This window comes from Glycomyces buryatensis (assembly GCF_004912275.1).
Taxonomy (GTDB): domain Bacteria; phylum Actinomycetota; class Actinomycetes; order Mycobacteriales; family Micromonosporaceae; genus Glycomyces; species Glycomyces buryatensis.
In genome coordinates, this window is the sequence record NZ_STGY01000042.1 from 30,710 (window position 1) to 43,823 (window position 13,114).

14 protein-coding genes are annotated in these 13,114 nt (G+C 68.7%); 7 read left to right on the forward strand and 7 right to left on the reverse strand.

The features are described 5' to 3' along the window. Positions 1 to 744: 744 nt before the first annotated feature. Together FAB82_RS10535 and FAB82_RS27050 are read right to left on the reverse strand one after the other, a co-directional pair. The gene (locus FAB82_RS10535) at positions 745 to 993 is read right to left on the reverse strand and encodes a DUF397 domain-containing protein (RefSeq protein ID WP_136534500.1); all 249 of its coding nucleotides are present in this window, start codon (positions 991 to 993) and stop codon (positions 745 to 747) included. Further along, positions 971 to 1,804, reverse strand: a complete 834-nt coding sequence (locus FAB82_RS27050; protein WP_168801534.1) for a helix-turn-helix domain-containing protein — start codon at positions 1,802 to 1,804, stop codon at positions 971 to 973. Before FAB82_RS27050 ends, FAB82_RS10535 begins: the two co-directional genes overlap by 23 nt. Positions 1,805 to 2,021: 217 nt before the next feature. Here FAB82_RS27050 and FAB82_RS27055 point away from each other — a divergent pair, with 217 nt between their 5' ends. Then, complete coding sequence (locus FAB82_RS27055) at positions 2,022 to 2,363, forward strand: hypothetical protein (protein ID WP_168801535.1); 342 nt, start codon at positions 2,022 to 2,024, stop codon at positions 2,361 to 2,363. Continuing rightward, on the forward strand, positions 2,360 to 2,659 hold the full coding sequence (locus tag FAB82_RS10545) for a hypothetical protein (protein WP_136534502.1): 300 nt from the start codon (positions 2,360 to 2,362) through the stop codon (positions 2,657 to 2,659). The genes FAB82_RS27055 and FAB82_RS10545 overlap by 4 nt, the downstream gene beginning before the upstream one ends. Positions 2,660 to 4,179: 1,520 nt before the next feature. On the opposite strand, the gene FAB82_RS10550 is transcribed toward FAB82_RS10545, so the two are convergent. The 5 genes from FAB82_RS10550 to FAB82_RS10570 are packed head-to-tail and all read right to left on the reverse strand — an operon-like array spanning position 4,180 to position 6,606. After that, positions 4,180 to 4,524 carry a TfoX/Sxy family protein gene (locus FAB82_RS10550; RefSeq protein ID WP_136534503.1) on the reverse strand — a complete coding sequence of 115 codons (345 nt, stop codon included), beginning with the start codon at positions 4,522 to 4,524 and terminating at the stop codon, positions 4,180 to 4,182. 35 nt (positions 4,525 to 4,559) lie between these two features. Beyond that, positions 4,560 to 4,907, reverse strand: a complete 348-nt coding sequence (locus FAB82_RS10555) for a hypothetical protein (protein WP_136534504.1) — start codon at positions 4,905 to 4,907, stop codon at positions 4,560 to 4,562. After that, a complete protein-coding gene (locus FAB82_RS10560; protein ID WP_136534505.1) occupies positions 4,904 to 5,926 on the reverse strand; it encodes a hypothetical protein in 1,023 nt (340 codons plus the stop codon). Before FAB82_RS10560 ends, FAB82_RS10555 begins: the two co-directional genes overlap by 4 nt. Further along, positions 5,923 to 6,252: a type VII secretion target gene (locus tag FAB82_RS10565; protein ID WP_136534506.1), complete on the reverse strand. Its 330-nt coding sequence runs from the start codon at positions 6,250 to 6,252 to the stop codon at positions 5,923 to 5,925. The genes FAB82_RS10560 and FAB82_RS10565 overlap by 4 nt, the downstream gene beginning before the upstream one ends. Beyond that, entirely contained in the window at positions 6,253 to 6,606 is a 354-nt protein-coding gene (locus FAB82_RS10570) for a YbaB/EbfC family nucleoid-associated protein (RefSeq protein ID WP_168801536.1), read from the reverse strand. A gap of 222 nt (positions 6,607 to 6,828) precedes the next feature. On the opposite strand from FAB82_RS10570, the gene FAB82_RS10575 reads away from it, so the two are divergent. The 5 genes from FAB82_RS10575 to FAB82_RS10595 are packed head-to-tail and all read left to right on the forward strand — an operon-like array spanning position 6,829 to position 13,049. Continuing rightward, positions 6,829 to 8,208, forward strand: a complete 1,380-nt coding sequence (locus tag FAB82_RS10575) for an ABC transporter substrate-binding protein (RefSeq protein ID WP_136534508.1) — start codon at positions 6,829 to 6,831, stop codon at positions 8,206 to 8,208. Then, the gene (locus tag FAB82_RS10580) at positions 8,205 to 9,227 is read left to right on the forward strand and encodes a carbohydrate ABC transporter permease (protein ID WP_136534509.1); all 1,023 of its coding nucleotides are present in this window, start codon (positions 8,205 to 8,207) and stop codon (positions 9,225 to 9,227) included. The genes FAB82_RS10575 and FAB82_RS10580 overlap by 4 nt, the downstream gene beginning before the upstream one ends. Continuing rightward, the gene (locus tag FAB82_RS10585; RefSeq protein ID WP_136534510.1) at positions 9,224 to 10,123 is read left to right on the forward strand and encodes a carbohydrate ABC transporter permease; all 900 of its coding nucleotides are present in this window, start codon (positions 9,224 to 9,226) and stop codon (positions 10,121 to 10,123) included. Before FAB82_RS10580 ends, FAB82_RS10585 begins: the two co-directional genes overlap by 4 nt. Before the next feature lie 5 nt (positions 10,124 to 10,128). Continuing rightward, positions 10,129 to 11,463, forward strand: coding sequence for a Gfo/Idh/MocA family protein (locus FAB82_RS10590; RefSeq protein ID WP_136534511.1), 1,335 nt, complete (start codon positions 10,129 to 10,131; stop codon positions 11,461 to 11,463). After that, positions 11,460 to 13,049: a glycoside hydrolase family 13 protein gene (locus tag FAB82_RS10595; RefSeq protein ID WP_136534512.1), complete on the forward strand. Its 1,590-nt coding sequence runs from the start codon at positions 11,460 to 11,462 to the stop codon at positions 13,047 to 13,049. The genes FAB82_RS10590 and FAB82_RS10595 overlap by 4 nt, the downstream gene beginning before the upstream one ends. Positions 13,050 to 13,114 lie beyond the last annotated feature (65 nt).

Here is a 13,114-nt window from a genome sequence, read left to right on the forward strand (position 1 = left end):
GTCGCCTGTTAGCCCGGCACCGCTCACAGTCCCCCTGCCACTGGCAGGGCGCTGCTTCGCGTCTATGCCCGGTAGCGCATGACTCCCGCTATGGTCGGCGTTGCATCGCGTGCGCTGGTGTGCCTCGTTCAAAACACGTGCCGCCAGGTCGAGGTGATCCCGACAAGGCCGTCTCCCACCCGACACGACCCATAGGGGCCGGGAAGCTGCGGAACCCGATAGCACTGGGGAGTGAGAAGGTCCCGACCCCTGGTACAGGCCGGTCGTTCTCGGAATCATTCAGGAGGCCGATTCGGCCAGAGGCTTGGCGTAGTCTGCTTGCACCTACCCGGCTCCTGTACTAATTCCGCATCCCTGTGCGTATCTCAATTCTACCTCTACCGGCCATTATCGACAACACCTCAGTGGAGAAACATCATTCATGTTCCACGCCGAACACCCACGGCTGCAACGGAACCCGCATGAGGCGCACCCCACGGTCGGGTGTGTCGCCCGCCCAAACCCCAGGGGCTCCGGGAGCCCTGGAAGCCTTGCCCCGCTAACGGACACCCGCCCCGCTCACGCCTTCGTCGCCGATGCCTTTTGCGCAGAGCGGCCATCCACCGACACCGCCCCCGCCAACGACTCCACTCCCAATGCAGGCCTCCCCGGGCGCGACAACACCACCTCAGCCGGCTCTCAAAATTCAGGTTGAATCGCGGCGGCTCCCGGCTAGGCCGGGAGCCGCTTTGCGTTGTGCGGCTGTCAGGCGCGGGCTGCGGCTCGGAGGAGGCCGGTGAACTCTGCCGTGGGGAGGTCGAAGACCGGGGAGTCCTCGCCTAGTTTCGAGTCGCGAACCTGGTACTGGCCTTCGAACGCCCTAGCTTCCACGCAATTCTGGTCACCAGTGTTGCTGCTGCGACTGGACTTCCGCCAGGTCTGGCGGCATTCAACGCAGTTCTGATTGCCCGTGTCGCTGCTGCGGCTGGACTTACGCCAGGAGGTTGCTTGCATCGATGAACTCCTTAATCGGGGCGGCGATCGGCGGCTGCCTCGTCTCCTGGAAGGCCTCTTCGTAGTGTTGGACGACCTTGTCGGCGTCCTCGTAGTGGCTCCCGTGGAGTGATTCTAGATAGACCGTCGTGGGGAACACCCCGTCGGTGAAGTACATGGTCCGGTAGGGGCCTGGGATGCTTGAGTACATGCCTGAGGCGAACGGTACCACCAGGATTTCGATGTTTTCGCTCTCACTCATCTCCAGCAGACGCCTGACCTGAGCCTGCATGACCTCCGGTCCACCGACCTCACGGCGCAGCGCCGCCTCATCGGTGATGTAGACGATCTCAGGCGGATTCGCGCCGTTGAGTACGGTCTCCTGCCGTTCGACGCGCAGACCGCTGTCAGGGACGCCCTTCCCGGGGATGAGGTTCGTCTTGAGCCCATCGACATAGTCCTTGGTCTGGAACAGGCCGAAGACGAGACCCTGCCCCACGATGTGGAGGGTGCTGGCCGCACCTTCCATTTCGATGTAGTGCGCAAACTCCGGCGACACGTCGTAGTCGTGGTACCAGCCGTGCGAGTCGGCTGCCTCCACGAGTTCAATCAGGTGTTCGGTCTCTTCCCCCGTGAGCTTGTAGATGACCGATGCCGCGAAGGCGTCCGGGAGCTTCAGAGCCTCGTTGGTGCCCGCTTCCTGCTTGCGCACCTTGGACTCTGAGATTCCCATCTTCCGTCCCGCAGCGGCCACGCTCATGCCCGCGCGCTTCCGGAAGCCTTGGACCTGCCGACCGTAAATGACCTTGGAGATGTACGGAGAGTGAGTCATACATTCCAGAATCACATGGCATCGACCTCTGTGGGTAGTCCAACTCGGCCGCTCAGTTTTACCGGGTGGAACTGCCTGCCGCCCAGGTCCTTCACTCCGGGTCCCCGGAGTCTTACCTTGGGAATCAGGGGAGCACGGCACTCCCCCGCACAGAAACGGCTCCCTGCCCGCTAGCACCGGGCAGGGAGCCTTGACCACCGGAAGATAGGACCCTCCCATGGCAGACATCAGACTACTGCGGGCCGGCGGCGGCGGACAAGATCCGATCGGCGGGATCGTGCCCGAGCGCATGGATCTCCTCGACGAGTGGGTCACCGCCGACGACGAGAAGATCGAGCTGTACAACGACGACCGGGCGTGCGACGCGCACCTGATCCTCGTCGGAGGCCGAGCCGGGGAGGAGCAGATCGCGACGCTCTTCCACTCCGGAGGAGTGGCCCGCGGCGCCGTCTGGCACGGCACCGGTTCCGAGCGATCCAGGCGGTGGCAGGCGGCCCAGCGTCGCCGGGCGGCCGCGGCCATCGCTGCGCACCACGCCAGGCCGCGGGGGGTCGTATGACGCTCCTGGGCTCGTTCGACTTCCACGGCATGACGATCGAGGTCAGCCGCACCGTCGGCGAACTCACCGGTGCCGAGGCGCTGTGGTTGCGGCGGGTCGATGCCGCGCCGACGGTGACGGTCGCGGTGGTCCGCGACGGCGATGTCGCGGTCACCAACAATATGGACTTCCGCACCGGGAGCCCGCGATCCGTCGAACTGGAACGCGCGCTCCGCGCCTTCCTGGCCGAACAGGGCGGCCCGGCGCATCCCGGGGAACTGCTCGGCGCGCCTCGGCGCGGAAGGCATCGCCCCTGAGCCGGGTCCGACCCGCTCCCCTGGACGATAGCTTTTGGATTGAACCTGTTGGGGTGCTTGCTGATCGAATCTCGCCGGGCTTGGTTGCCGCGCTAATCCCGCCGGATATCTTGGTCGTCAGTACGGGTAGTGGGTTCGAGCGCCTGTTCGGTGATGGTGTTGTGGCGCCCGGGGAGGCCTGCATTGGGTACGGGGGCGCTGGCGGGAGCGGTGTCGGGGGAGGTCCGGCTGCGCCAAAGGCATCGACGACAAGAGCTTGGACGGGGCAGGTGTCCGTTTGCGGGGCAGGGTCTCTGGGGTTCCTGTGGTGGCGCGACCGGTCTGGATGTCGGACCTGTTGGGCATGGTTGCGGATGGGGGTTCTCAGTGGGCGACACACCCGACCGCGGGGTGGGGGTCTGGCGGCTTCGATTGCGGCCGTGGGTGTTCGGTGCAGAACATGAGGGTTTTCTCCCCGATCGGGTGATGCCGATCGAGGCCTGTGGTGGGATAATTGAGGTACGCACAGAGATATGGAATTAGTACAGAAGTCGAGCGGGTGCAAGCAGACTACGCCAAGCCTCTGGCCGAGACGCCTTCTGACCGATTCCGAGAACACCGGCCTCATGTACTGGGGCAGTGGTTCTCAGCTCCTGGTGCTATCGGGTCCCGCGGTCCACCGCGCCCTTGATGGGCCGGTGTAGGTGGGAGACGGCCTTGTCGGGATCACCTCGACTTGGCGGCACGTGTCCTGAACGAGGCACACCAGCGCGATCGATGCAACGCCGACCATAGCGGGAGTCATGCGCTACCAGGCACACGCGAAGCAGCGCTCTGTTCGTTAGAGGGACTGTGGGCGGTGTCTGGGCCTTGCGGCGAAAGCATGCCCTCCAAGGAATGACCCGCGGAGCATGCCGAACCGACAGGCGAAGCACACCCTCCACCGAGGGACCGCGAAGCATGCCAGACCAAGGCCCGAGGCCCCCCTCGACCGAACCTGCCTGCACACCAGGCGGATACGGAGAGGAGTCCCCTCGGCGGTTGAGCCGAAGGCCACGCGCCACACACGCCCGGCCGACACGACCGGGCACCCACAACCGACCACGGCAACCGGAAGGAGGAGAACGACATGACCGACCCGACCTCGACTGCGCCATCCGCCTGCCCCCACCAATGCAGCCACACGCGCACGCACGCGACCAAGGCCACCAGCATCGGCACCGGCCAGCGCCACACCGCGGGCCGACTCCAGCCGGACACCATCCGACCCGGCCACGGCAACGCACCCCGGACCGGCCGGCCGCTCCTCGATCGCTGCGGGCCCGAACCCTCACCGACGGTCAGCCCAGACCCGGCAGGCCACCACGACCGGGATTCCCCGTCGCTCCGTCGCTGCGAGCCTGAACCGCAAGGGAAACGCCGTCCGGCCCCGGCGACGCACCCCGGACCGGCCCGCCACCCTTCCATCGCCGACCGCCCGAACCGCAAGCGGAAGCACGGCCCGGCACGAAATGCCGGACTGGGGTCCGGCCCGGCGCCGGTTATTTCGCCGGGAACGTCGCCGCGGTTGCGAGGCCGCGCCGGGCCCACCGGTCCAGGTCCTCGTCCGCCTCGCATCCCTTGGCGTCCACGGTGATCCACCCGTCGAGGGGGCGGTCGCGCATGACCATGGTCGCGGCGCCCGGCTCGGCGAGCAGCGACTCGTGCTCGTCGGGGTCGACGCGGACCATCAGGCCGCCGTGGCCGTGCACCGCGACGGCCATATTGCCGTCGTAGAGGAAGGCGAGGCCGCCGAACATGCGCTTCTCGGTCAGGTGATCGGCCAGGTCGGGCGAGTCGGTCAGCAGTGCCCGGATGCGGGCCGCGAATGCTTCGTCGTATGCCATGCCCCGATACTCGCATCCGGCACCGACCACCGGGGTCAGTAGCTGCGGCGCCCCCGCTTCGACGCCTTCTTGCGCTCGCGTTCGGCGCGTTCCTGGTCGCGCTGGGCGCGAGCGTGTTCGCGTCCGGCGGCGTCCATTTCCTTGAGCTCCCGGGCGAAGCGCTCGGCGTCGTCCTGCTCCCGGCGTTCGCGCGCCTCGGCGGTCGCCAGTTCCTCCTCCCACGCCCGGCGCGGATCCGGATCCGCAGAACGGCGGCGGTCCGACTCGACCGGCGGACGCGGGACCGGCCCCCCTGAGGCGCCGGAGTCGCGGCCGCGGCGCCGGAGGTAGGCCAGGAGCGCCAGTCCGGCGATGCAGGCGAGGATGGCCGCCGTCCAGATCACGGGTTGCCTCCCTGCGCCGCGCGGTCCGCGTCCATCTGGTCCTCCAGCTTCAGGCCGTCATTCGTCTCGGTCAGGGTGTACTTCCCGATCTTCTGGAGGTTGATCGGGTTCCCCCAGTTGTTCTTGAGGGGGTCCCAGGACTTGCGGGTGGCGTCGAAGGACTTCTTCCATATATCCAATGTGGAGTTCATGGTGGAGGAGCCGGCCTTGGTCAGCGACTTCGACGTGCCCTGCAGCAGTTTGTCCTTGGTGACGTCGAGCGCCTTGCGCAGGCCCTTGGCCTCCGAGGAGAACTTGCGGAGCTGCCCGGCCAGGCGGCCCATCTTCGACATCAGCCGCCCGAGCTTGCCGACCATCTTCGCGAACACCGCGACGGCCTTCGAGACGACCCGGGCGGCGGCCGCCGCCATCGTCGCCCCGAACGTGAAGCCGGCGGTCGCGGCCGCGCTCAGCAGCCACATGATCGCCTCGGCGATGAAGTTGGTGATGATCTCCAGGAAGATCGAGCGGAGGATCCCCACGGCCACCCCGGCGACATTGATCGCCTCGGCCGTGGACACCGCCTGCTCGGAGGAGGCCCGCAGGACCGCTTCGAACCCGGTCGCGGCCTCGCGGTAGTTGTCGGCGTCCGCGCCGGTCCAGTCGTCGACGGCGGCGACCTCGGCGGCCCATTCATCGGCCGCGGCGGTCATCTCCATCGCGATATTGTTCCAGGTCAGCGCCAGCCCGTCGATGGCCTGAGGATTGCCGGCGAGCATGTCGAAGGGTTCGCGCAGGAACCAGACGTGCTCGATCAGCCAGCCGAATCCGGCCTGGACGAGGTGCTTGAAGGGGTTGCCGATGAACGAGAGGACGTCGAGCCCGGTGGTCACCGTCGTCGCGGCCGCGTCCATGAAGCTGAAGTCGGCGGAGGTGAAGATCGCGCCGTAGGACTCGCCGGTCTTGGCCAGGCCGTGGACGACCTTGGATCCGGCGGTCGGGGCGGTGCTGGTCGGGTCTGCGATGAGGGGATTGGTCACGAGGTGGCTCCGTCGAGTTCGGCGAGCAGGTCGTTGAAGATCGCCTCGACCTCGTCGTCGGCGGCGGTGTACTGGTTGGCGGTGTCGTCGACCGCCGCGGCGAAGCCGACCCCGAGTTCGGCCGCGGAGCCGATCGCGGCGCCCGCGTCATCGAGGAACAGTTCGAGGATCGGCGGGATGACCTGCGCGAAGATGATGCCGTACGCCTCTTCGTCGCCGAGCCGCACCTGCTGGGCCGCGTCGGCGGCGGTCGCGACGCGGGTCATGGGGCCGTTCACGAGCCTGGAGGCGTGGTCGCGGAGCGACTGCGGGTCCACGTCGACCATTCAGGACTCCTGGCGCGGGTCGGTGAACGACTGGAGCATGCCCATCGCCTCGGAGTCGCCGCCGACCAGGCCGCCCATGATCTCGGTGGTCTTGCGGCCCGCCTCGGCGGCGGCCCGCTGGTAGGTCTCGAGGGTCAGCTCGGCCAGGCCGGCGCCGGACATGCCGCGCGCCTGCGGAGAGAACCGGAGCCCGGTGAGCGCGCCGCCCGCATTGACGGTGACCGTGACGGTCTCGTCATCGCTGCTCAGCGACGTCGAAGCCGCGGCCAGTTGCTCCTCGGCGCGGCTCGCCCGCTCCTGGATCTGGGCCACACGGGACTCCAGGGACTGCATGATCTCTTCTGGGGTTCGCATCATCGTCCTTCGTCTCGAAGTACAAGATCGGTGCCCTGAAGCTACTGGGCGGCAATGAATCTGAGATGGACGCGCACTGAACGTCCCGGGGTGGGGAGTGGACGGCCACTGACACTGTGCCGAACTGGCCTCAGGGGTTCCGCCATGGCGCTACGTGCCGATATAGTGACCGAAATGCGCGTGATGCGCGACACTTTCGATTCCCTCCCCTTTGGAGCGGCTATGCGGACAACGGCGACCCTCGCGGCGACATCGGCTCTGCTGCTGTCCCTGGCGGCTTGCAGCCCGGACGAACCCGAGAGCTCCGGGGACGGCTCCATCGTCTTCTGGACCCCCTACACCACCCCCGAGCGAATCGCGTTGCAGCAGCCCGTGATCGACGCGTTCACCGAATCCACCGGCATCGAGGTCGAGATGGTGCCGCTCGAACCCGACCAGATGTCGCAACTGCTGGTCACCAATGCCGCCTCCGGCGACGTCCCCGACGTGATCGCCCACAACCCGTCCTCCACCGCCGCCTGGGCCTCGCAGGGGCTGCTCGACACCGAAGCGCCCGGGGAGGTCGTGGACGCCCTCGGTGAGGGCACCTTCTCGGCGTCCGCCCTCCAGATGGTCACCATCGACGACGCGCTCAACGCGGTCCCCTCCGACGGCTGGGGCCACATGATCGCCTACCGCACCGACCTGTTCGAGGATGCCGGACTGGGGCCGCCCGAGTCCGTCGCCGACGTCGCGGACGCCGCCGAGGCCCTCCAGGGCGACGGCATCGCCGGAATGGCCATCGGCACCATGCCCGGCGACCTGTACACGACCGAGGGCATCGAGTCGATGCTGCTGCCGTTCGGATGCCACCTCGCCTCCGGCGGCGAGGTCACGCTCGGCGCCGACGAGTGCGTCACGGGACTCGAGCAGTACCAGCGCCTGGCCGCCACGGCCGGTTCCGGCCAGCTCGACGTCGACGCCGCGCGCGCCGCCTACCTGGCCGGGGACGCGGCGATGGTGCTGTTCTCCTCGCACTTCGTGGACGAGGCCGCCGGACTCGATGTGGACAACCCGGTGACCTGCGACGAGTGCGCCGACAACCCGCGTTTCCTGGCCGAGAACACCGGGTTCGTCACCGGCCTGACCGGCACCGGGAAGGAACCGGCCGTCGCCTATGGACAGACGACGAACTACGGGATCCCCTCCGGCGCCAACACCGCCGACGCGAAGACGTTCATCGAGTACATGATGTCCGACGGCTACGTCGAGACCCTGGGCTCAGCCACCGAGGGCCGCATCCCGGTCCGCCAGGGACCGAGCGGAACGTCCACCGAGTACGTCGACGGGTGGGCGGAACTGCGCTTCGGCAACGACTCCACGCAGGACGAGTCGATCGCCGACGTCTACGGCCCCGAGCTCGTCGACCGGATGGCGTTCGGCGCCGATCACCTCACCCGCTGGGGCTGGGGCACCTCGGACGCCGAGCTGGCGGGCGTCGTGTTCACCCAGACGATCCTCGCCAACGAGGCCGAGCCGCTGTTCGACGGCGCCGATCCGGCCGAGGTGGCCGCATCGATGGCCGAAGCGGTCACCGCCGCCCAGCAGGACCTGGGAGGATGAGCGCCCCCACGCGCACCGGCAGGCCCGCCCCGCGCCAGCGCGAGGTGATCCGGTCCGACCCCGGCCGCCCCCGGTCGCTGCTGCTGCGCCGCCCCGGCGCGCCGCTGACCGCGTCCCAGCGCGAGGACCTGCACGGGCGGGTCCTGGTGTCCCCCACCGTCATCGTCGTCCTCGCCTTCGCGGTTCTGCCGTTCTGCGCCGTCGCCCTGTTCGCGTTCCTCGACGTCCGCCTGGTCGACATCCCGCGCCTCTACATCGACGAGCTGACCTTCACCACCGCCAATATGACGGCCGTGTGGACCTCGGAACGGTTCTGGTCGGCCGCGCTCACCACCGCGATCTACGCCGTCTCCGCCGCGGTCGGGGCCGTCGCGGTCGGCCTGGCCGTGGCGCTGGCGCTGCGCGCGCCCTTCCGCGGCCGCGCGGTGATCCGCGCGCTCGTGCTGACCCCGTACATCCTGCCGGTCGTCGCGGCGACCACGATCTGGAAGACGCTGCTGCACCCCACCTATGGGCCGGTCAACGCGTTCGGCGTCCAGTGGCTCGGCTGGGACGAGCCGATCGCGTTCCTCACCACCTCCAGCGCCGACGTCGGCCCGTTCTCGGTGCCGGTGGCGCTGATGTGCGTGATCGCCTTCGAGATCTGGAAGACGTTCCCCCTCGCCTTCCTGTTCATCACCGCCCGGCTCCAGGTGGCGCCCAAGGACTTGGAGGAGGCGGCCGCGATCGACGGGGCCGGCAAGACCCGGACGTTCATCCACATCGTCCTGCCGCAGTTGATCGGGGTGATGGCGCTGCTGGCGGTGCTGCGGCTGCTGTGGTCGTTCCAGAACTTCAACGACATCTACCTGCTCACCGGCGGCGCGGGCGGCACGGAGGTGCTGGCGGTGCGGGTCTACTCGGAGCTGATCGTGCGCGCCGACATCGGATCGGCCTCGGCGACGGGCCTACTCATGACCGGCATGCTCCTGGTCGTGGTCGCCGTCTACGCCTGGATGCTCAGGAGGGAGCGCGTATGAGCCCGCCGCGCCGAAACCCTACAGGAAATAGGACATATCCTATAGGATCTGCCCGGGCGAGCCGGGAGGACCGGGTCCTGGCGGCGGCGCGCTGGGCCGTCATCGCCGCGGCGGTCGCGGTCACCGCCGGGCCGCTGTTGTACGGAGTGCTGTTGTCGCTCAAGCCGTTCGCCGCGGCGGCCGCCGATCCGCTCGACCTGTTCCCCACGCCCGGGGAGGCGACCTTCGAGGCCTACCCGACGGCGATCCTCGAATTCGGGCTCGGCCGGAACATGCTCACCTCGCTCCAGGTCGCCCTCGCCACCGCCTTCCTGGCCGTCGCCTGCTCGATCCTCGGCGCCTACGCGGCCGTGCGACTGCGGTTCTTCGGCCGCAGCACCGTCAATGTCGTCTTCCTCGGGGTGTACCTGCTGCCGGGCATCGTCCTGGCGGTCCCGCTGTTCGTGCTGCTCAACCGGATCAGCCTGACCGGCACGCTCATCGGCCTGGTCCTGGTCTACATCGCACAGACCGTCCCGGTCGCGCTGTACATGCTCCGCGGCTACCTCCAGGCCATTCCATCCTCAGTGGAGGAGGCGGCGATGATCGACGGCTGCGGGCGGCTGGCGCTCATCCGCCGCGTCGTCCTCCCCATGGCCCTGCCGGGCGTGGCGGCGACCGCGCTGTACGTCTTCATGATCGCCTGGAACGAATACCTGTTCGCGCTGCTGTTCCTGGTGGGCGACCGCGAACGGTGGACCGTCTCGCTCGGCATCGCCCAGCTCACCGAGTTCTCGGTGCCGACGACCGTGCTCATGGCCGGCTCGATCGCCATCACGATCCCCGTCGTCGCGGGCTTCCTCCTGGCCCAGCGGCTGCTCGTGACGGGTTTGACGGCAGGAGCGGAGAAGGGTTGAGGCATATGGCGATCCGATTGGGCATCCTGGGGGCCGGGGCGCGCGGCTGTGACACCTACGGCCGCTGGGCCCTCGAACATCCGGCCCGCGCGACCATCTCGGCCGTGGCCGACCCGGTGCCGCACCGGCGGGAACGGCTCTGCGACGCCGCCGGAGTGGCGAACGCGCACCGCTTCCCCGATTGGCGGGACCTCGTCGCGGGCGCCGAGCGGATCGGCTTGGACGCCTTGGTGATCGCCCTACCGGATCGGCTGCACGTCGAAGCGGCGCTGGCCGCCATCGAGACCGGCCTGCCGATCCTGCTGGAGAAACCCGCCGCGACGACGGCCGCGGACCTCGACGTCCTCGCCACGGCCGCACGGGAGGGCAAGGCCCGCATCTGGATCAGCCACGTCATGCGCTACCAGGCGTTCTGGCAGACCGTGCATCGCCTCGTCGAGTCCGGCACGATCGGGCGCCTGGTGACGATGCGCATCGAGGAGAACATCGGGTTCTGGCATTTCGCCCACTCCTACGTGCGCGGCAACTGGCGCAACCTCGCGGGGTCGGCGCCGATGATCCTCGCCAAGACCTGCCACGACCTCGACATCATTCGCTGGTTCGCCGGCAGCGCACCGGCGACCGTCGCCAGCGCCGGGTCGCTCACCTACTTCCGACCCGAGCACGCCCCCGCGGGAGCGCCGGCCCGCTGCCTCGACGGGTGCCCGGCGGCCGAGACGTGCCCGTTCTACGCGCCTCGCTACTACGCCGAGGCGCAGGCGGACAATCACGACTGGGTGGCGACGCTGCTGGGCGAGGACACGTCGACCGAGGGCCGTCTGGCGGCGCTGCGGACCGGGCCGTACGGGCGGTGCGTCTTCCACAGCGACAACGATGTCGTGGACCACCAGCAGACCGTGATGGGCTTTCCGAGCGGCCTGACGGCGACACTGTCCACTTCGGCGTTCACCGGTCAGAACACGCGGACGGTGCGGTTGACGGGTTCGGCCGGGGAGATCGCGGGGAACCTGCACCAGTGTTCGCTCGAAGTCGACCTGTTCTCCCCCCGCGGCTCGCTGCCGGAGCTGCCGCAGGCCCGTGTCGTCGGGAGCTTCACGCGGCCGCCTATGGGACACCAGGTGTTCGAGTTGTTCTCCGGGCCGGTGAACGAGGCGGGGGAGCCCGACACCCGAGGCCATTCGGGCGGGGACGAGGCCCTGATGGAGTCGTTCATCGCCTCCCTCGAGGGCCGCACGGAGCCGCCTTCGAGCCTGGAGGCGTCCCTGGACAGCCACCGGATGGCGTTCGCGGCGGAGCGCTCGCGCCTCGAGGGCCGCGAAATCGTTTGGGGGACGACATGAGCTGGTGGCGGAGTGCGGCGATCTACCAGGTGTACCTGCGCAGTTTCGCGGACGGGAACGGCGACGGCATCGGGGACCTGGCCGGGCTGGAGCAGCGGCTTCCGTACCTGCGGGACCTGGGCGTGGACGCACTGTGGATCGCGCCCTGGTACGTCTCGCCGATGGCCGACGGCGGCTACGACGTGGCGGACTACCGAATGATCGACCCGTCCTTCGGGAGCCTGGCGGGCGCCGAGCACTTCATCGGGGCGGCGCACGAGCACGGGCTGCGCGTCATCATCGACATCGTCCCCAATCACACCTCTGACGAGCACGTCTGGTTCCAGGAGGCGCTGCGGGCCGCGCCCGGTTCGCCCGAGCGGGCGAGGTACCACTTCCGCGACTCACCGAACAATTGGCCGTCGCGCTTCGGCGGTCCGGCGTGGACGCAGGTCCCCGACGGCCAGTGGTACCTGCACCTGTTCGACGCGAAGCAGCCGGATCTGAACTGGGAGAACCCGCAGGTGCGGGCCGAGTTCAAGTCGATCCTGCGGTTCTGGCTCGACCGCGGCGTCGACGGCTTCCGCATCGACGTCGCCGATCGCCTGGTGAAGCAGCACGGCCTGCCCGACAAGGCCGATCCCGGCAACCCCGACGTGCCACCGGCCTATGTGTACGAGGGGCCGGGCGCCCCGGACAAGGACCGGCCCGAGGTCCACGAGATCTTCCGTTCGTGGCGGCGGCTGCTGAACGAGTACGACGGCGAGAGGACCTTCGTGGGCGAGATGTGGGTGCGCGACCCCGACCGGTTCGCGCTCTACCTGCGTCCCGACGAGCTGCACACGGCGTTCAACTTCGCGTTCCTCAGGTGCGCCTGGGAACCCGCGGCGCTGCGCGAGGTCATCGACCAGACCCTGGAGACCCACCGGAAGGTCGCGGCGCCGCCGACGTGGGTCCTGTCGAACCACGACGTGACCAGGCACGTGACCCGCTACGGCCGCGAGGACACCCGCTTCACCAAGCGCGTCCACGACGTCCCGACGGATCTGGAGCTCGGCACCCGCAGGGCGAGGGCGGCGGCGCTGTTGAGCATGGCCCTGCCGGGGAACGTGTACGTCTACCAGGGCGACGAACTGGGCCTCCCCGAGGTCTTCGACCTGCCGGACGAGGTCCGCCAGGACCCGGTGTTCAGGCGCACCGGGGGAAGGGACCTGGGCAGGGACGGCTGCCGCGTCCCCCTGCCCTGGGAGGGCGAGGAGCCGCCGTTCGGCTTCGGCTCAGACGGCACCTGGCTCCCCCAGCCCGAGGACTGGCAGGGCTTGACCGCCGCGAGCCAGGCCGACGATGCCGGCTCGATGCTGGCGCTGTACCGCCTCGCCCTGCGCATCCGCCGGCACGAACCGGCCCTGGGCGACGGGAAGCTGCGCTGGCTCCCGAGCGAGGAGGGGGTGCTGGCCTTCGAGCGGGACCCGGGATTCGTCTGCTTGGTCAACCTGTCCGACTCCCCGGTGCGAGTCCCCGCCGGAACGCCGCTGCTGGCGAGCACCGAACTGGCCGGAGACGAACTGGGGCCCGACGCGACGGTGTGGATCCACACCGAGGCCTAAGACTGATCGTCGCCCACTGAACATGAGCAGATCTACTGACAGAGTTTGAGCAATTTTACTGATAG

Excerpts from the sequence above, each read along its gene's own strand:
- FAB82_RS10535 (WP_136534500.1), bottom strand. The coding sequence starts at position 993 with ATGCAAGCAACCTCCTGGCGTAAGTCCAGCCGCAGCAGCGACACGGGC.
- FAB82_RS27050 (WP_168801534.1), bottom strand. The coding sequence starts at position 1,804 with ATGACTCACTCTCCGTACATCTCCAAGGTCATTTACGGTCGGCAGGTC.
- FAB82_RS27055 (WP_168801535.1), top strand. The coding sequence starts at position 2,022 with ATGGCAGACATCAGACTACTGCGGGCCGGCGGCGGCGGACAAGATCCG.
- FAB82_RS10545 (WP_136534502.1), top strand. The coding sequence starts at position 2,360 with ATGACGCTCCTGGGCTCGTTCGACTTCCACGGCATGACGATCGAGGTC.
- FAB82_RS10550 (WP_136534503.1), bottom strand. The coding sequence starts at position 4,524 with ATGGCATACGACGAAGCATTCGCGGCCCGCATCCGGGCACTGCTGACC.
- FAB82_RS10565 (WP_136534506.1), bottom strand. The coding sequence starts at position 6,252 with ATGGTCGACGTGGACCCGCAGTCGCTCCGCGACCACGCCTCCAGGCTC.
- FAB82_RS10570 (WP_168801536.1), bottom strand. The coding sequence starts at position 6,606 with ATGCGAACCCCAGAAGAGATCATGCAGTCCCTGGAGTCCCGTGTGGCC.
- FAB82_RS10575 (WP_136534508.1), top strand. The coding sequence starts at position 6,829 with ATGCGGACAACGGCGACCCTCGCGGCGACATCGGCTCTGCTGCTGTCC.
- FAB82_RS10580 (WP_136534509.1), top strand. The coding sequence starts at position 8,205 with ATGAGCGCCCCCACGCGCACCGGCAGGCCCGCCCCGCGCCAGCGCGAG.
- FAB82_RS10585 (WP_136534510.1), top strand. The coding sequence starts at position 9,224 with ATGAGCCCGCCGCGCCGAAACCCTACAGGAAATAGGACATATCCTATA.
- FAB82_RS10590 (WP_136534511.1), top strand. The coding sequence starts at position 10,129 with ATGGCGATCCGATTGGGCATCCTGGGGGCCGGGGCGCGCGGCTGTGAC.
- FAB82_RS10595 (WP_136534512.1), top strand. The coding sequence starts at position 11,460 with ATGAGCTGGTGGCGGAGTGCGGCGATCTACCAGGTGTACCTGCGCAGT.